Annotated in this window: 16 protein-coding genes; 10 read left to right on the top strand and 6 right to left on the bottom strand. The window is 66.4% G+C overall.

Annotation, left to right across the window (positions count from 1 at the left end; translation table 11 throughout):
* Nucleotides 1–29 precede the first annotated feature (29 nt).
* The 9 genes from urtB to atzF all read left to right on the top strand — a co-directional run bounded on the left by urtB (nucleotide 30) and on the right by atzF (nucleotide 10,970).
* A complete protein-coding gene (urtB, locus tag RDCOP1_RS18925; RefSeq protein WP_072704115.1) occupies nucleotides 30–914 on the top strand; it encodes an urea ABC transporter permease subunit UrtB in 885 nt (294 codons plus the stop codon).
* Nucleotides 914–2,038 carry an urea ABC transporter permease subunit UrtC gene (gene urtC / locus RDCOP1_RS18920; RefSeq protein ID WP_072704112.1) on the top strand — a complete coding sequence of 375 codons (1,125 nt, stop codon included), beginning with the start codon at nucleotides 914–916 and terminating at the stop codon, nucleotides 2,036–2,038. The genes urtB and urtC overlap by 1 nt, the downstream gene beginning before the upstream one ends.
* Entirely contained in the window at nucleotides 2,035–2,841 is an 807-nt protein-coding gene (urtD, locus tag RDCOP1_RS18915; RefSeq protein ID WP_072704109.1) for an urea ABC transporter ATP-binding protein UrtD, read from the top strand. The genes urtC and urtD overlap by 4 nt, the downstream gene beginning before the upstream one ends.
* On the top strand, nucleotides 2,841–3,533 hold the full coding sequence (gene urtE / locus RDCOP1_RS18910) for an urea ABC transporter ATP-binding subunit UrtE (protein ID WP_072704640.1): 693 nt from the start codon (nucleotides 2,841–2,843) through the stop codon (nucleotides 3,531–3,533). The genes urtD and urtE overlap by 1 nt, the downstream gene beginning before the upstream one ends.
* Nucleotides 3,533–4,222 (top strand): GntR family transcriptional regulator, encoded by a 690-nt coding sequence (locus tag RDCOP1_RS18905; RefSeq protein ID WP_072704106.1) that lies wholly within the window; start codon nucleotides 3,533–3,535, stop codon nucleotides 4,220–4,222. The genes urtE and RDCOP1_RS18905 overlap by 1 nt, the downstream gene beginning before the upstream one ends.
* 19 nt (nucleotides 4,223–4,241) lie before the next feature.
* Complete coding sequence (locus RDCOP1_RS18900) at nucleotides 4,242–4,775, top strand: carboxymuconolactone decarboxylase family protein (protein WP_072704103.1); 534 nt, start codon at nucleotides 4,242–4,244, stop codon at nucleotides 4,773–4,775.
* A gap of 98 nt (nucleotides 4,776–4,873) precedes the next feature.
* A complete protein-coding gene (locus RDCOP1_RS18895; RefSeq protein ID WP_072704099.1) occupies nucleotides 4,874–5,569 on the top strand; it encodes a GntR family transcriptional regulator in 696 nt (231 codons plus the stop codon).
* Between the two features lie 98 nt (nucleotides 5,570–5,667).
* Nucleotides 5,668–9,216, top strand: coding sequence for an urea carboxylase (uca, locus tag RDCOP1_RS18890; protein WP_231923084.1), 3,549 nt, complete (start codon nucleotides 5,668–5,670; stop codon nucleotides 9,214–9,216).
* Nucleotides 9,213–10,970, top strand: coding sequence for an allophanate hydrolase (atzF, locus tag RDCOP1_RS18885; protein ID WP_072704092.1), 1,758 nt, complete (start codon nucleotides 9,213–9,215; stop codon nucleotides 10,968–10,970). The genes uca and atzF overlap by 4 nt, the downstream gene beginning before the upstream one ends.
* A gap of 12 nt (nucleotides 10,971–10,982) precedes the next feature.
* On the opposite strand, the gene RDCOP1_RS18880 is transcribed toward atzF, so the two are convergent.
* The 6 genes from RDCOP1_RS18880 to RDCOP1_RS18855 form a co-directional block, all read right to left on the bottom strand.
* The gene (locus tag RDCOP1_RS18880) at nucleotides 10,983–12,389 is read right to left on the bottom strand and encodes a fatty acid desaturase family protein (protein WP_072704089.1); all 1,407 of its coding nucleotides are present in this window, start codon (nucleotides 12,387–12,389) and stop codon (nucleotides 10,983–10,985) included.
* A 39-nt stretch (nucleotides 12,390–12,428) separates the two neighbouring features.
* A complete protein-coding gene (locus RDCOP1_RS18875; RefSeq protein ID WP_072704086.1) occupies nucleotides 12,429–13,526 on the bottom strand; it encodes a ferredoxin reductase in 1,098 nt (365 codons plus the stop codon).
* A 62-nt stretch (nucleotides 13,527–13,588) separates the two neighbouring features.
* Entirely contained in the window at nucleotides 13,589–13,924 is a 336-nt protein-coding gene (locus RDCOP1_RS18870) for a cupin domain-containing protein (RefSeq protein ID WP_072704083.1), read from the bottom strand.
* Nucleotides 13,925–14,205: 281 nt separating this feature from the next.
* On the bottom strand, nucleotides 14,206–15,609 hold the full coding sequence (gene lpdA / locus RDCOP1_RS18865; RefSeq protein ID WP_072704638.1) for a dihydrolipoyl dehydrogenase: 1,404 nt from the start codon (nucleotides 15,607–15,609) through the stop codon (nucleotides 14,206–14,208).
* 79 nt (nucleotides 15,610–15,688) lie between these two features.
* The gene (locus tag RDCOP1_RS18860) at nucleotides 15,689–16,510 is read right to left on the bottom strand and encodes an ABC transporter permease (protein WP_072704080.1); all 822 of its coding nucleotides are present in this window, start codon (nucleotides 16,508–16,510) and stop codon (nucleotides 15,689–15,691) included.
* Nucleotides 16,507–17,457, bottom strand: a complete 951-nt coding sequence (locus RDCOP1_RS18855; RefSeq protein WP_072704077.1) for an ABC transporter ATP-binding protein — start codon at nucleotides 17,455–17,457, stop codon at nucleotides 16,507–16,509. Before RDCOP1_RS18855 ends, RDCOP1_RS18860 begins: the two co-directional genes overlap by 4 nt.
* A 93-nt stretch (nucleotides 17,458–17,550) precedes the next feature.
* Here RDCOP1_RS18855 and RDCOP1_RS18850 point away from each other — a divergent pair, with 93 nt between their 5' ends.
* Nucleotides 17,551–18,228, top strand: coding sequence for a TetR/AcrR family transcriptional regulator (locus RDCOP1_RS18850; protein WP_072704635.1), 678 nt, complete (start codon nucleotides 17,551–17,553; stop codon nucleotides 18,226–18,228).
* Nucleotides 18,229–18,230 lie beyond the last annotated feature (2 nt).

The following is an 18,230-nucleotide window of genomic DNA, read 5'->3' as shown; positions in this document are numbered from 1 at the left end:
GCGACCGGGAAACCGACGAGGGAGACACCATGGATGTCCTTGTAGGACAATTGTTCACCGGGTTGAGCATCGGCTCGATCCTGCTGCTGGCGGCACTGGGCCTGTCGCTGACGTTCGGTCAGATGGGCGTGATCAACATGGCCCACGGCGAATTCATCATGGCGGGCAGTTACACCGCGTTCGTCGTCCAGCAGGTGATCTCGTCTGCAGGCGTGTCCTTGTTCGTCTCGTTGCTCGTCGGTTTCCTGGTCGGTGGTGCGATGGGTGTCCTCCTCGAGGTCACCCTCATCCGCCGCATGTACCACCGCCCACTCGACACCCTGCTGGTCACCTTCGGTGTGGGCCTGCTGCTCCAGCAGGCCGCACGCGACATCTTCGGTGCGCCCGCCGTCAACGTCGTGGCACCGGCCTGGCTGTCCGGTGGCGTCGAGATCCTCGGCGCGGTGGTACCGAAAACCCGCCTCTTCATCCTGGCGTTGTCGGTACTCTGCGTGATCGCGCTCATCGCCGCAATGAAGTTCACTCCGATGGGCCGGCGCATCCGCGCGGTCGTGCAGAACCGCGACCTCGCCGAAACCGTCGGAATTTCCTCCCGCAGAACAGATATCACCACGTTCTTCCTCGGCTCCGGGCTCGCCGGACTCGCCGGGGTCGCACTGACACTGATCGGATCGACCAGCCCGACCATCGGACAGGCCTACCTGATCGACGCGTTCCTCGTCGTCGTCATCGGGGGGCTCGGCCGGATCGAAGGTGCGGTACTCGCTGCCGTCGCGCTGGGCCTGCTCAACTCCTTCATCGAATACTCCACCACCGCCTCGATCGCGAAGGTGATCGTCTTCGTGATCATCGTGATCTTCCTGCAGGTCCGTCCACAAGGCCTGTTCGCCGTCAAGACGAGGAGCCTGGTCTGATGTCTGTGACGTTCTCCCCCCGATCCCTGACACAACCCGGACCTGCGCGCACCGCAGCAGGATTCGCGCTCGCCGCCCTGGTGTTGTTCGGCCTCGCGCCGGCGTTCCTGTCCGACTTCCGGCTCGGTCTCCTCGGCAAGTTCCTGTGCTTCGCAATCGTCGCCGTCGGTATCGGCCTCGCCTGGGGACGCGGCGGCATGCTCACCCTCGGACAGGGTGTGTTCTTCGGGCTCGGCGCCTACATCATGGCAATGCACCTCAAGATCGCCGACGCACAACTGCGCGAGGACTCGGTACCCGATTTCATGCAGATCGCGGGAATCCGCGAACTCCCCGCCTACTGGGTGCCGTTCACCTCGCCGTTCGTCGCGGTCCTGGCGATCCTGGTGATCCCGGGGTTGCTCGCAGCCCTGCTCGGCCTGGGCGTGTTCAAACGCCGGGTGAAGGGCGCGTACTTCGCGATCCTGTCCCAGGCTCTCGCAGCCGCCTTCGCGATCCTGCTCGTGGGTCAGCAAACGACCGGTGGCTCCAACGGACTCAATCGTTTCCGCACCTTCTTCGGCTTCGAACTGTCCGACCCCGTCAACAAGCGGATGTTGTTCTTCATCGTTGCGGCGATCCTGCTGCTCGTCGTCGCCGCCACGCGGCAACTGATGCAGTCGCGGTACGGAGAGCTGCTGGTCGCGGTGCGCGACCAGGAGGAACGCGTCCGGTTCCTCGGTTACGACCCCGCCAATATCAAGGTGGTCGCCTACACCGTCGCCGCGTTCTTCGCCGGTATCGCCGGCGCGATGTTCGTCCCCATCGTCGGCATCATCTCCCCCGCCGACATCGGAATCGTCCCGTCCATCGCTTTCCTCATCGGTGTCGCCATCGGCGGTCGCAACACGCTGCTCGGTCCGGTTCTCGGTGCGATCGGCGTGGCATGGGCCCAGACCGCGCTGTCGGAGAACTTCCCGTCGGCCTGGACCTACGCCCAGGGCCTTCTGTTCATCGTGGTGGTCGGATTCTTCCCGGCCGGCCTCGCCGGACTCGCCGGCCTACGACGCCGCCGCCGGTCCCGCACCGAACCGCCCGCCGACGACGTATCGACAGAAAAGACCGAATTGGAGCCGGCACGATGAACGCACCCGTCTACGGCGGCAACGCCGGAATGGCCAGCGACTACCTCGAAATCCGCGATCTGCGAGTCACCTTCGACGGTTTCCACGCCGTCGACGGAGTCGACCTCACCCTGTTGCAAGGGGACCTGCGGTTCCTGATCGGCCCGAACGGTGCCGGCAAGACGACCCTCGTCGACGCGGTCACCGGACTGGTTCCCGCGACCGGTTCCATCACCAAGTCCGGAATCGAACTCGTGGGCAAGAAGACTCACAAGATCGCCCGCCTCGGTGTCGGGCGGACCTTCCAGACGGCCTCCGTGTTCGAAGAGTTGTCGGTGCTCCAGAACCTCGACATCGCCGCGGGCGCCGGGCGCTCACCGTGGCAGTTGCTGCGTCGACGCAAGGATGTACTGCCCGAAATCGAGGAAGCGCTCGAGACGATCGGGCTGTCCGCCCATCGTGACACCCCGGCCGGCATCCTCGCGCACGGCCAGAAACAGTGGCTCGAGATCGGAATGCTGCTCGTCCAGAACGCCGACGTGCTGCTGCTCGACGAACCGGTCGCCGGTATGAGCGGCGACGAACGCGAGGAAACCGGCCGATTGCTCCGCCGCATCGGAGCACAACGCACCGTCGTGGTGGTCGAGCACGACATGGACTTCATGCGCGCCTTCGCCACCTCGGTCACGGTGCTGGCCCGCGGCAAGGTCATCGCGGAGGGCACCGTCGAAGAAGTGCAGAACGATCCGCAGGTCCAAGAGGTCTACCTCGGCACCGCAGCCGCGGTCGGAGCCGACGGCACCGACACGTTCCAGGAGGCATGATGCTCGAACTCGTCGACGTGCGAGCCGGTTACGGCCGCACCGAAGTCATCCACGGTGTCTCGGTCACCGTTCCGTCCGACGGTGTCGCCGCCGTGATGGGACACAACGGCGCCGGGAAGACCACGCTGCTGCGCGCCGCCGTCGGCCTCCTTCCGATCTCCTCCGGCAAGATCCTCTTCGACGGGCAGGACATCAGCGGGTTGCGTCCCGCAGCCCGCGTCGCACGGGGACTCGCCTACGTGCCGCAAGGGCAGCAGTCGTTCGGCCAGCTCACGTGCAGTGAAAACCTTCAGGTCGTCGCGGACGGCCGCAGGAACGGTAAGGAACTCGTCGCGGACATGCTCGACTTGTTCCCCGCGCTCGTACCGCTTCTCGACCGCCGGGCCGGCCTGCTCTCGGGTGGCCAGCGTCAGCAACTCGCGATCGCGCGTGCCCTCATCACCGAACCCCGGATGCTCATCCTCGACGAACCGACCGAGGGCATCCAGCCGTCGGTGGTCGCGGAGATCGAGAACACCATCGTCGAACTCAGCCGGAGCGGCGACCTCGGCGTTCTGCTCGTCGAGCAGCACATCGGTTTCGCCCTCGACAATGCTCACCACTACTACGTGCTCGAATCCGGGCGCGTGACGTCCACGGGAGACGGAGGCGCGGACGCCGCAACAACGGTGCGCGCCGCGATGGCGATCTGATGCCGTCCGGCGTCACCCGCCGAGAGCAGGTCTACCGAGCATTGCGCACCGAGCTGATGTCCGGTGATCTCACCCCGGACGAACGCCTCAGCGAAGAACGGCTCGCCGAGCGCCACGGGGTGTCACGCACTCCGGTGCGCGAGGCCCTGGCCCGGCTCGTCTCCGACGGGCTCGTCGAACGGCGGGAACACGGGCTGTATCCGTACCGCCCACGCCTCGAAGACCTCGCGGGCCTCTACGAACTGCGGATCACTTTGGAGCTGAGGGGAATCCGCCGCGCCCGGGAAGACGACTCCATCCGTCACGACGTCGATGTGCTCGGGCCCGAACTGGACCGCTGGTACCGCATCCGACGTAACCTTCCGGACCCCGACGCAGGTTTCGTCACACTCGACGAGCAGTTCCACCTCACGATGCTGGAGTCGTCGGGCAACCGCGCCCTGTGCGACGCACTGGCCGTGGTCAACCAGAAGGTCCGGCCGGTACGCATGTTCGACTACCTCACCCCGGATCGCATCTCCGACACCGTCGACGAGCACATCACGGTGGCGGAACTGATCCTCGACGACAGACTCGACGACGCGCACCGGGTACTGCTCGAGCACATCGGCACGTCGCGGACGGTGGTGGTGCAGCGCGCCGAGGAGGCGCTGAGCATGGCACGGCTTGCCCGGGCGGTACGCGGTTGATCGTGCGACACTGGCGGGCATGACGCCCCGCATCAGGCCCGGTCGTTCGAGGGAACTCGGCCCCGTGAACTGGGTCGCGTGGAAGACACTGTCGAAGGCCGCGGGGACCGGCGACGCGCACCTCTTCAGCACCCTCGGACGGACCGGGCGGTTGTTCCGTGGGTGGTTGCACTATTCCGGCATGTTGATGCCCTTCGGCAGGTTCGGCCGATTCGAGGGGGAGATGATCATCCTGCGCGTCGCGCACCTGCGCGGTTCGGCATACGAAACCGATCATCACATCCGGCTGGGCCGTCGCGCCGGCATCACCGAAGACCTGCACTCGCGGATCGTTACCGGACCGGACGCCGAGGGCTGGAGCGACCGTCACCGCACGATCCTTCGCGCGGTCGACGAACTGGTGTCGACGAAGGATCTTTCCGACGACACGTGGTCGGCGCTCGCGGATCATCTCGACGATCGAAAACTCATCGAATTCTGCTTGCTGGTAACCCAATACGACAGTCTGGCCACCACGATCGGCACTCTCCGCCTGGACCGCGACTTCGGTTAGCCGCCCCCCGCTGCACGCAACAGCGTGTGAGCATCCTCTAACTCGGACGTAACACAGCGTCACAGCCGCGTCATCGCAGGTCAATAGCGTATACAGCTATGTCGACAGAAACGGACACAGGGACACCGGAGCCGCTTCGGCTCCAGGTCTATCGACAGCTGCGAGACGATCTCATGAACGGGTCGGTCCGTGTCGGCGATCGCATGACCGAACCGAAACTCGCTGCACGATTCGGCATCTCGCGTACTCCGGTCCGCGAGGCGCTCGCGATGCTCGCATCCGACGGTCTGATCCGCCGGGAAGACTACGGTTTCTCACCGCAACCGCCCAGTATTCCCCGCGTCCGGAATCTGTACGAACTGCGAATCACGCTGGAGCTGCAGGGCATCACCCGCGCAATCGAGGATCCTTCCGTGCGTCACGACCGGGCGGCGCTCGAGTCCGAACGCACGCGGTGGCGCGCACTCGCCGCCGACCCGCCCGCGCAGGAACCGCAATTCGTGGTCACCGACGAGGAATTCCACCTGGCCCTGCTGGCGTCGTCCGGCAACGCCGAACTGGTCACCGCTCTCGAATCCGTCAACTCCCGGATCCGCCACGTCCGCATGTACGACTTCATGGTCAACAGCCGGATCGAGACGTCGATCGCCGAACATCTCGGCATTCTCGACGCCGTCATCGACGAGGATCTGCCGACCGCCCGCACCCTGCTTCACCGCCACATCGGCGAATCGCTCTCGGTCGTTCTCGACAAGGTGACCCGCGCGGTCACCGCAATGTCGCTCGCCGACTGAGCACCCGCTGCCGCCCCGCCCTATCCGAGGAGCTCGTCTTGACCTATGCCTTCGACACCCTGCTCGTCGCCAACCGCGGTGAGATCGCCTGCCGTATCATGCGTTCGGCCCATCTACTCGGGCTCAAGACCGTCGCAGTGTATTCCGATGCCGACGCATCGGCAGCGCACGTCGAACTCGCCGACGTCGCCGTTCGCCTGGGGCCGGCCCCGGCAGCCGAGTCGTATCTCCGCGCCGATCTGGTGATCGAAGCCGCACAGGCGACCGGCGCCGGTGCCATCCATCCGGGTTACGGATTCCTCTCCGAGAACGCCGATTTTGCGGCAGCGTGCGAAGCAGCGGGTATCGCCTTCGTCGGGCCGACTCCCGAACAGTTGCGCGTGTTCGGCGACAAGCACACCGCCAGAGAAGCCGCCCGTGCCGTGGGAGTTCCGCTCGTCGCGGGCAGCGGCCTGCTCGGTTCGCTCGACGACGCCCTCACCGCAGCCGAGGACATCGGGTACCCGGTCATGCTCAAGGCTGTCGGCGGCGGCGGTGGCATCGGCATGCAGGCCTGCCACGGCCCGGACGATCTCCGTAGCGCCTACGAGCGCGTATTGCGCCTGGCAGCAGCCAATTTCTCGTCGTCCGGCGTCTTTCTCGAACGCTTCGTGGCCAATGCCCGGCACGTCGAAGTGCAGGTGTTCGGTGACGGACGTGGCCGCACCCTCAGCCTCGGTACCCGCGACTGCTCGCTGCAGCGCCGCAATCAGAAGGTCGTCGAGGAGGCCCCCGCTCCCAACCTGCCCGAACACGTCGTCGAACAGCTGCTGACGTCGTCCCGTGCGCTGGCGGACTCGGTGCGGTACCGGTCGGCCGGGACCGTCGAGTTCGTCTACGACGTCGACCGCGGCGAAGCGTCCTTCCTCGAAATGAACACCCGCCTCCAGGTGGAACATCCGGTGACCGAGGAGGTCACCGGAGTCGACCTCGTCGAATGGATGCTGCGCCTCGCGCGCGGTGAGACCGACATGCTCGACGCCCTCCCCGATACCGGCCCCGAGATCAACGGCCATGCGGTCGAGGCACGCGTGTACGCGGAGGACCCCGGACACGACTATCGGCCGAGCGCGGGCCTGCTCACCCAGGTGGAGTTCCCCGCGCACACACGCGTCGAGACGTGGGTGGACACCGGCACGGAGGTCAGCTCGTTCTACGACCCGATGCTGGCGAAGGTGATCGTGCACGGTGAGTCCCGTCGCACCGCCTTCGCGGCGCTGGCCGACGCCCTCGACGACACCCACCTCTACGGCGTCCAGACGAACCTCCCCCAGCTTCGGCGTATCTGCACCGCGGCTCCCGTTCTCGCCGCCGAGCACGTCACGTCCACGCTGGCGGGACTGCGCGCCACCGGGCACCGGATCGACGTGTTGCGGGCCGGCACGATGACCACGATCCAGGACTTTCCCGGGCGAACCGGATTGTGGGAGGTGGGAATACCGCCCTCCGGGCCGATGGATGATCTGTCGCTGCGCGCGGCGAACGTTGCCGTCGGAAATCCCGAAGGCGCACCGGGTCTCGAATGCACTCTGCAGGGTCCGCGCCTGCAATTCTCGGACGTCACCTTCGTGTGTGTCACCGGAGCACCCGCCGAGGTGACGGTGGACGGCGAGCAGGTACCCATGTGGGAACCGGTCGAGGTACCCGCCGGTTCGGTGCTCGACGTCGGTGCGCCCGCTGACACCGGCCTACGCACCTACGTCGCAGTGCGCGGCGGTCTGGACGTGCCGCTGTACCACGGCAGCGCGTCGACCTTCACGCTCGGCGGCTTCGGCGGCACCACCGGCCGGGCCGTGGCGACCGGCGACGTCCTCGGTGTCGCCGACACCGCGACGGACTGCGCACCGGCGCCCGTCCCCACCGACGCGCGGCCCGAGTTCACGCACACCTGGCACCTCGCGGTCACCGAGGGTCCTCAGCCGGCGCCCGACTACTTCACCCCCGAAGACATCGCGCAGTTCTACGACACGACCTGGACTGTGCAGAGCCACGCCAATCGGACCGGTATCCGTCTCGACGGCCCGAAGCCCACCTGGTCGCGTACCGACGGCGGGGACGCCGGCCTGCATCCGTCGAATCTCCACGACAACCCGTACAGCGTGGGCGCCCTCAACGTCTCCGGTGACACCCCGATCCTGCTCGGCCCCGACGGCCCGAGCCTCGGTGGATTCGCATGCCCCCTCACCGTGGTGTCCGGTCACCGGTGGAAGCTGGGACAGATCAGGCCCGGTGACGAACTCCGGTTCGTTCCGGTTACCGACGCGGGTGCGGCCGAACTGCGTGCCGGGAAGGTTCGCGCCGCGGATGTTCCGCCTGTGGAACGTCAGGTCGCGTCCGACGGTGGCCGACTCGGCCGGACGGAGACCGTCCTGGGCCGGCCCGAGGCCGTGTACCTGCGTGGCGGCGACGACAACATCCTCGTCGAATACGGGAAGATGGTTCTCGATCTGGGACTGCGCATGCGCGTGCATGCACTCTCCGAAGCACTCGCGGCCACGAAACTGCCCGGCATCGTGGATGTGACCCCGGGCGTGCGCTCGCTGCACATCCATTTCGATCCGGATGTGCTGCCCGCCTACCGCCTGCTCGGCGTGCTGCAGGATCTCGAGACGGAACTGCCCGCGACGAGCGACCTCGTGGTTCCGAGTCGCACCGTCCGGCTTCCGCTCTCGTTCGACGACCCGTCGATCTCGGAAGCGATCTCCCGGTATCGGAGCGGCGTGCGCGACGACGCGCCGTGGCTGCCGTCGAACATCGAATTCATCCGCCGCATCAACGGACTGGAGTCGGTCGATCAGGTGCGCGATGCGGTCTTCGATGCCGAGTACCTGGTGCTCGGACTCGGCGACGTGTATCTCGGTGCACCCCTGGCTGTTCCGCTCGATCCTCGTCATCGCCTGGTGACCACCAAGTACAATCCCGCACGCACGTGGACCCCGTCCGATGCCGTCGGCATCGGCGGAAAGTACCTGTGCGTCTACGGCATGGAGTCACCCGGCGGCTATCAACTGGTGGGCCGGACGATTCCCATCTGGTCCGGCTACCGGCAGACCGGGCCGTTCGAGCAGGGCAAGCCGTGGCTGTTCCGGTTCTTCGACCGCATCGTCTGGGAACCGGTGACACCCGAGCAGTTGCTCGAATACCGGGCCGCATCGAAGGCCGGGCGGTTCGACGCCGAAGTATCCGAGGGCACATTCGCTCTCGCGGATCATCTCCGTTTCCTCGAGGACAACGCCGAGTCGATCGCCGCGTTCGACGCCAAGCAATCCGATGCCTTCGAAGCCGAGAAACGCGCGTGGCACGCGGCCGGCGAATTCGACCGGATCGACGCCGAGCCCATCGAGGTGTCGGCCCCCGTTGACCCGCTCGAAGGAATGCCTGCGGGCGCGTCGGTGGTGGAGGCCCCGATGGTCGGCAACGTCTGGCGGGTCGAAGTCGCCGAAGGGGACGAGGTGGCCCCGGGTACCACCGCCGTTATTCTCGAAGCGATGAAGCTCGAGATGCCTGTCCTCGCCGAGACGGCCGGCACAGTTCTCAAAGTCCTCGTGGAACCCGGCAGCAAGGTGGCGCCCGGTACCCCACTCCTCGTGATCGGAGCAGCAGCATGACCTCGGGCACCGAAAGTGCGACCTTCCGCACCGCAACGACCGGCAACTCCGGCAGCGCACTCACGGCCACAGAAAGAGCGCGGAATGCGTTGCGGCGCATCGACGAGGTGGATCGTCCCGAGGTGTGGATCACCCTGCGCGACGCGGACGACATTCTCGCCGACGCCGCGGCGGTCGACGAACGGGTGGTCGCGGGCGAGAACCTGCCGCTCGCAGGCCTGCTCGTCGCCGTCAAGGACAACGTGGACGTCGCGGGGATACCGACCACGGCGGCGTGTCCCGAATTCGCGTTCACGCCCGAGGTCACCGCCACCGGCATCGCACGACTCGTCGAGGCGGGCGCGGTCGTTCTCGGCAAGACGAATCTCGACCAGTTCGCCACCGGGCTGGTAGGAACCCGCAGTCCGTACGGTGCGGTGCGGTGCGCGTGGGATCCGGATCGAGTCTCGGGCGGGTCGAGCTCCGGATCGGCCGTCGCGGTGGCGCTGGGAATCGCGGACATCGGAATCGGCACCGACACAGCAGGATCCGGTCGGGTACCGGCCGCGCTGCACGGCATCGTCGGAATCAAAGCGACCCTTGGGATCATCCCGACACACGGTGTCGTTCCGGCGTGCGTCGACTACGACTGCTTGACGGTCTTCGCACAGGATCTCGCGCTCGCCACGACCGCAGCCGGTGTCATGGCCGGGCCCGACCCGCTCGACGCGCGCAGCCGGCGCTGGCCCGCCTATGTCCGGCTCGCGGCCTCGTCGACGATTCGTCTGGCCGTGCCCCGGCCGGATGATCTCGACGCTCTGTGCGACGAATACCGCGAAGCATTCGCGCTGACGGTGGCCGCCGCGCAACAGTCGGGAATCGAGATCGAGGAGGTGGACATCTCCCCGCTCCTCGACGCCGCCACGTTGCTCTACGACGGCGCGGTCGTTGCGGAGCGCTACGCCGCGGTGGGCGAGTTCCTCTCCGGCGGGCCGGCAGGTGCCGATCCGACGGTCGCCGCGATCGTCGCCGGTGCGGAGAAACCCGCTGCCCACGAACTGGTCGCGGACCTCGACACCCTCCTCCGCGCAAAGGCGCAGGCGATGCAGATACTCGAAGGGTTCGATGGGCTCCTGCTGCCCACGACGACCGAGCACCCGACGATCGCCGCCGTGGAGGACGACCCGTTCGGCATCAACCGCCGCATGGGGACGTACACGAACTTCTGCAACCTGCTGGACATGGCCGCAGTCGCGGTGCCCGGTCGGCCCACCGCCGAGGGCAACCCCTTCGGCATCATGGTCGTCGTGCCGGCGTTCCACGACCAGATCGCGGTCGATGTCGCGGCGGCTCTCACGGGCGTCGCGGCACCGCGCTTCGTGGATGCCGGTGTGGATCTCGCCGTGTTCGGCGCACACCTGCGCGGACAGCCCCTCCACTTCCAGCTCGAGGGCCTCGGGGCGCGTTTCACGGAAGAGATCCGCACGTCGGATGCCTATCGGCTGATGGCCCTGAACACCACACCGCCCAAGCCCGGCCTGGTGCGTCACGGTGCGGGAGCGGGAGTGCCGATCGTGGGCGAACTGTTCCGTCTCTCCGAAGCAGGGCTCGGGCGCTTCCTCGCGGCACTGCCCGCCCCGATGACGCTGACGAGTGTGGAACTGTCGGACGGTCGCTCCGTCGTCGGGTTCGGGTGCACGCACGACGCAGCCGCCGACGCGGTGGACATCACCGAGTTCGGCGGCTGGGTCGCGTACCGCCGGTCGGGGCGGTAAAAGGCTGACGAGTCAGCGGGGCGGCGGATCGACGGCGACACCGCCGCCCTCGTGCTCCGGGCCTGCGGCGGGGTGATCCGACGGCATCCTACTGCGGAAACGGGCCGCCTCGCTCGGTGCGACCTCTCCCGTCGGATCGGCGGAACTGCGGTAGGGGCCGGGCTTGGGACGTTCCTTACCGCCGGGGAACGCGAGACGTGCGATGGTGCGGTGCACCATCCACCACTGCTGCCCGAACCGCCCGGTGTTGTACGGCAGGTCGTAGCGCTCGCAGATGTCCTTGATCTTGGGTGCCACCTCGGAGTACCGGGTGCTCGGCATGTCGGGGAACAGGTGGTGTTCCACCTGGTAGCCGAGGTTGCCGCTGATGATGTGGAACAGCGGGCTTCCCTCGATGTTGGCAGAACCCACGAGCTGACGGACGTACCAGCCGCCGCGCGTCTCGTTCTCCACTTCCCTCTTGCTGAACGTGTAGGTCTGGTCCGGGAAGTGCCCGCAGAAGATGATGGCGTGGGCCCACACGTTGCGGATGATGTTGGCGGTGACATCCGCGAGCAGGGTCGAGAGGAACGTCTTTTCCACGCCGGGCAGCCAGCGGTCGGCGAGGTCGGCGCCCGCACCCCACCTCCCGGATCGGCGCAGCAAACCGGCAACCCGAGATGTCTTGGGCTGCGGCAGCTTCCCGCGCATCGCCACCTGAGCCAGACCGAATACCGCGGCGCTGACGAGCGGCCACCCCACGTAGTCCTTCACGAACTGGGCTTTCGCTTTTCCGGCGATGCCCTTGAGTTCTTCGAGGACCTGCGTGGGTGACTTCTCGCCCGCCCAGAGCGATTCGAGGTCCAGATCGTGCAGGGCGACGCCCCATTCGAACAGCACGGTGAGCAGGGCGTTGTAGAAAGGCTGGGCGAGGTAGACCGGATGCCACCGCTGTTTCGGATCGATCCGCATGATCTCGTATCCGAGATCCTTGTCCAGTCCACGAATGTTGGTGTACGTGTGGTGGATGTAGTTGTGCGAATGCTTCCAGGCTTCGGCCGTGGACGCGGTGTCCCAGTCCCACACGGAGGAGTGGATGTCGGGGTCGTTCATCCAGTCCCACTGGCCGTGCATGACGTTGTGGCCGATTTCCATGTTTTCGAGGATCTTCGCCATCCCGAGGCACGCCGTCCCGGCCACCCATGCGGGCTTCGACGAGGACGCGAACAGGATCACGCGACCGGCCACGACGAGTTGCCGCTGCGCTGCGATGACGGATTTGATGTACTTGCGGTCCTTGTCGCCGAGGCTGGCGTACACCTCGTCGTGGATCGCGTCGAATTCTTCGGCCAGACGATCGAGTGTCTCTGCGCTCAGATGAGCGAGCGGGCTTTCCACGTCCGGAGACGCGGGTGCGCTCGTCTCTTCGGTGTTCGTCATACGTGCCCCATTCGTCGGGAGCTGCGCAGCGCTCGCCGCTCACAGCTCTATTTCGATGTCACCCTCCGCGGTGTGGATGCAGGTACGCACCGAAGCCCCGGTGGGTTCGCTCACCTCGTCGGTCCGCAGATCCCGGAGCTGTCCGGAACGCAACGTCCCCACACAGGTGTGGCAGATGCCGATACGGCAGCCGTACGGCAGCTTCAGGCCGGCGTTCTCGCCCGCGACCAGGATCGGGGTTCCCCCGTCGCACTCGACGTCCTGTTCGCTGTCGAGGAAGTGGATGGTGCCGCCCTCGCCGCTTCCCGCATTCCCCCCGATTACGGGCTGGAAACGTTCGAGGTTGAATCGCTCGGGGTCGCCGTGTTCGTTCCAGTGCTCTTCGAGAACGTCGAGCAGTTCGCGCGGCCCGGACGCGAAGGTTTCCCGTTCGCGCCAGTCCGGGCAGATCTCGTCCAGATCCGCGGGCGTGATGTGCCCCTTCTCGCCGCTGATCCACACTTCCACCTTCATGCCCGGATGGCGGTCGGAGAGGTCGCGCAGTTCCGAAGAGAACACGACCTGTTGAGGGGTGGAAGCAGAATGCACCACCACGACGTCGTCGACCAGTTCGCGGTGGTCCAGGCTGCGCAGCATGCTCATGATGGGTGTGATCCCGCTGCCCGCGCTGACGAAGAGCAGCCGGGCAGGAACCGGATCGGGCAGCGTGAAGACGCCTTCGACCTCGCCGAGTCGCACGATGTCGCCCGGTGCGATCTTTCGCACGAGATAGGGCGAGACGACCCCGCCTTCTACGAGTTTCGGGGTCACGCGGATGAGGCCGTCGCGGGGATCGGGATCGGACGTCAGCGAATATGCGCGCCAGTGGTAGACGCCGTCGATGATGACCCCGAGGCGCACGTACTGGCCCGGTTTGTGGCCGGGCCATTCGTAGGCCGGCCGGATCAGGATCGACGCCGTGTCCTCGCACTCCGGGACCACCCGGTCCACCCGTCCGCGCAGCTCGCGGGTGGACCACAGCGGGTTGATCATCTCGAGATAGTGGTCCGGCTCGAGCGGCGTGAACAGTCGCCGCACGGCGTGCAGAAGCCATTTGCGAACCGGATGTACATGAGGCCGAGCTCCGCGTTCCGCCATCTCGCAACCTTAACGCGCAACATCGCCGGTAAACGACGAACCGGACGGCTCCGCCACGTCCTTCACCTCAGGATCGTCAACATCACCACCGAGTCCATCTCGGCCTCGAGACGATGCACAATCCCCGCGTCGAGGTGCACGACGGTGCCGGGGACCAGGGAAACGGTGCGCTCCTCGGTCGAGAAGGAGACGTCACCGACCACGGTCTGCACCAGAATCGGGAACATCGCCTGATGGTCGGCCATCGTCTGTCCCGCGCTGAAGCTGATACGGATCACCGTTGCGCCGGTCCCGGCGGCCAGCTTCTCGATCCGCGGGGTGTCCCCGCTCTGTGCGTTGAGCGTCGCGACGCCCTCGATGACGGTGAGTTTGCCGTCCTTGCCGTCCGATTTCGTCATGCCGCCTTCTTTCTCGGGATGCCCTCGATCGCAACTACGTTCTTCTCGTTCTTCGTGAATTTCGAGCGCATCTGCAGCACCCTGGCACGTGCATCCGAGTCTCGCAGGATATCCCCGGCGGACGTCCGGGTTCCGTGGGGTTCTCCGTCCACCGGGATCCGGCGGACCTCACCTCCTCAGCGGTACCGGAACGACGTCAGCCCGGGACGACGGTCGAGTCGCCCCGGGCTGAGCCGGTACATCCGAACGGGGGTCCGCCCGCACGGAAGGTTTTCCGAAGGTCAGAAGTTGATCATGTGGCCGGCGAGACCGTGGATGGCCTCCTGCAGTGCCTCGCTGAGCGTCGGGTGGGTGTGGACGTTGCGCGCCAATTCGTTGACCGTCAGATCCCACTTCTGGGCAAGGGTCAGCTCGGGGAGCAGCTCGGAGACGTCGGGGCCGATGAGGTGGCCGCCGATCAGCTCGCCGTGGGTCTTGTCGGCGATGAGCTTGACGAAGCCGGTGGGGTCGCCCAGACCGTGGGCCTTGCCGTTCGCGGTGAACGGGAAGGTCGCGACCTTGATGTCGTACCCCTCGTCCTTCGCCTGCTGCTCGGTCAGCCCGAAGGACGCGACCTGAGGCTGGCAGAACGTTGCGCGCGGCATCATGCGGTAGTCGCCGAGCTCGAGGGTCTCGGCACCGCCGATGGTCTCGGCCGCCACGACACCCTGTGCCTCGGCGACGTGCGCGAGCTGAAGCTTCGCGGTGACGTCACCGACCGCGTAGATACCCTCCACGTTGGTGCGCATCCGCTCGTCGATTGCGATCGCACCGCGATCGGTCAACTCGACACCGGTCTTCTCGAGGCCGTAGCCCTCGATGCGCGGCGCGAATCCCACCGACTGCAGGACCTTGTCGACGGTCATGGTCTCGACGTTGCCGGACTTGTTGTCCTTGATCTCGACGGTGACGTTCGTGCCGTTGTCGGAGATCTTCTGGACGGCTGCGCCGGTCTTGATCGTGATGCCGAGCTTCTTGTACGCCTTCGCGATCTCCTTGGAGACGTCGGCGTCCTCGTTGGGCAGCGCGCGGTCGAGGAACTCGACGATGGTGACGTCGACACCGTAGTTCTTCAGGACGTATCCGAACTCCATGCCGATGGCACCCGCACCGACGATGACGATCGAGCCCGGGAGGTCACGGGTGAGGATCTGCTCCTCGTACGTGACGACGTTTGCGCTGAGCTCCGTCCCCGGCAGCAATTTGGTGACCGAACCGGTCGCGATGATGACGTTGTCGAAGGTCACCTGTTCGGTTCCGCCCTTGGAGAGCGCAACTTCGATGGTCTTGGCGTCGACGAACGAGCCCAGACCGTCGTACTCGGTGATCTTGTTCTTCTTCATGAGGAAGTGCACGCCCTTGACGCGACCGTCGGCCACCTTGCGGCTGCGGTCGTGGGCGGCACCGAAGTCGAAGGACACATCTCCGGAGATGCCGAAGGTCTTCGCCTCTTTGTTGAAAAGATGCGCCAACTCGGCATTTCGGAGAAGCGCCTTGGAGGGAATGCAGCCCACGTTCAGGCACACACCGCCCCAGTACTTCTGCTCGATGATGGCGGTGCTCAATCCCAGCTGTGCCGCGCGGATAGCAGCGACGTACCCACCGGGACCGGCTCCGAGGACAACGACGTCATAGTGTGAGGTCACGGTCATAGAGGGTAGTCCTGCCCGATTCGACTGTCTGCCGATGGTCTGGTTACCCACCGGTAGGGTCTCTTTCGTCCGCTCACCGCCGCGCGCCGTACTGCCGCACCGCGACCGGAACCGCCACGAAGAGGAGCAGCGCAATCCATCCGAAGGCCGCCGCGACAGGGTGTCGCAGCGGCCAGGCCGCGTCGACTCCGGCCACACCACCGGACCCGAACAACTCGCGCGATGCCGCCACCACCACGCTCACCGGATTCCACTCCGCGATCGTCCGCACGACCGACGGCATCGCCTCGGTCGGTGTGAAGACATTGGAGAACATGATCAGCCCGAAGATCATCGGTGCCGTCTGCTGCAGCATCCGCTCGTCGCTAATCGCGACACCGAGGAGGATCCCCAGCCAACTCAGCGCGTGCCGGAACGCACACAGGAGCACCAGCGCGAGCACGATGTCGGCGATGGGCGCGTCCATGCGCCAGCCGACGAGGTAGCCGATACCCATCATGGCGGCGAGGGCGACGACACCTGTGACCGTCTCTGCGAGCGCGAGTCCCGTCGGGACCGCAGCCCGGGAAATGGGCAGAGCGCGGAACCGGTCGGTCAGACCACTGTGCAGGTCGGCGTTGGCAGTCGATGCGGTCGAGGTCAGACCCATCGCGGCGACGAGGACGAACACGCCCGGCATCAGATACGAGCGATATACCGACGGATCGGCGTCCCCGGCCAGCGCCCCACCGAAGACGAACCCGAACAGCAACACCATTCCCAGGGGAGCGGCGAGGGTGACCGCGAGCAGGCCCGGAGCATGCCGGTACATCGCGATGGTGCGCTCGAACACCACACGGGCGGCTGCGGCCGCACCCACGGACGGTGTCGGCTCGGGGTGGATGTCGGTGGTCATGCCGGAGTCCTCTCGGTGGGATGACCGGTGAGCGCGAGAAACGCCTCGTCTAGACTCGCGCGGCGCCGGCCGATGTCGTGCACGTCGATTCCTTCCGCGTCCAGGGCACGCAGAATCGGCAGCAGGGCCGGATCGTGGTCGAGCCCGAACGACAGCTTCACCGAATTGTCTTGTATTGCAGCTGATCCCACCTGTTTCGCACCGAACCGTGCGAGAACACTCACTACGCGATCCCGGTCCTCGGGCGCAATCGCCACGTCGAGGCCGGTGCCGACGGCAGAGGCGATCTCCGACGGCGTCCCGGTGGCAACGGTGCGGCCGCCGTCGAGAATCGTGATCGTGTCGGCGAGCCGCTCGGCTTCGTCCAGGTATTGAGTGGTCAGCAGGACGGCTGTGCCCTGGGCGACGTAATCGAGTACGTGCCTGTAGATTTCGTTGCGGCTGTGCGGATCCAGACCGGTGGAAGGCTCGTCCAGGAAAAGCACTGCGGGCCGCACCACCGTACCCGCGAGGACGTCGAGGCGACGGCGCATACCGCCCGAATATTCCCGAACCGCCTGGTCGGCCGCGTCGGCGAGGTCGAAGCGCTCGAGTAGGTCGAGGGCGTGCCGACGCGCATCTCGAGCACGGAATCCGTTGAGCCGGGCAAACATCATCAGGTTTTCGGCGCCGGTGAGCCGAGGGTCCACGGCGTGGAACTGCCCGACAAGTCCGATGCGACTGCGTACCAGGTGAGCGTCGCTCACGGTGTCGTGTCCGAGGATGCGAGCATGACCGGCGGTCGGACGCAGCAACGTTGCCAGCATGCGCACCGTGGTGGTCTTGCCCGATCCGTTCGGACCGAGCAGAGCGTGCACGGTGCCGTCGGGCACGTGGAGGTCCACTCCGTCGACGACGGTGCGCTTGCCGTAGCGCCGGGTCAGGCCTTCGGTTTCGATGACATCCACGTCCGCCCCCTGTCAATTGTGAACACCGTTCGCAGTTCGAGCATACATCTGCGAACGTTGTTCGCAACCAGGAAGCTGGGGCATGCTGTGCACATGCCGACCTCACTGTGGCTGCAGTCCGACGAACCCCGGCCGGGGCCCAGGCGCGCGCACACGCTCGACGAGATCGCCGACGCCTGCATCCGACTCGTCGATGCCGAAGGATTGCCCGCACTCTCGATGCGCCGAGTCGCCGACACCCTCGGGACCTCCGCGGCGGCGCTCTACCGCTACGTGTCGGGCAAAGACGATCTGCTCGCACTGATCGCCGACCGGGTAGCGGCCGAGTACGACTTCGCTCCCCTGACGGGCGACGTGCGCACCGACGTACTCGCCGTCGCCGAGCAGTCCCGCGCCCTTTACCTACGGCACCCGTGGATGAGTCGGGTTCAGCAGACCCAACTCGGGCCGAACGCCGTGCGATACCTCGATCAACTCGTCGGAGCCCTCGCGCCCTCGAGCCTCGACACCACCTCCACCATGATGGGCGTAGCCCTGATCTCGGGATGGGTCACCAACTTCGCCACCCAGGAAGGGGCCGGCGCCACCGTCTCCGACGCAGGCGGCGGTGCCGAGCATCTCGCAGCGATGCTCGCCCACGGGGACTATCCGCATCTCGCCGCGCTGTTCGCAGCGGCCGGTGGCGGCGCCTCCGAACCTCTCGACAACGACGCTGCCTTCGTCGGCGGCATCGATGCACTCCTGTTCGGTATCGCCCCCGGGAGGAAGTAGAG

It is taken from the genome of Rhodococcus coprophilus NBRC 100603 (assembly GCF_001895045.1).
Classification (GTDB): Bacteria; Actinomycetota; Actinomycetes; order Mycobacteriales; family Mycobacteriaceae; genus Rhodococcus; species Rhodococcus coprophilus.
Note: the sequence above shows the minus strand (reverse complement) of the source record. Positions and strands in the feature narration are given on the sequence as shown.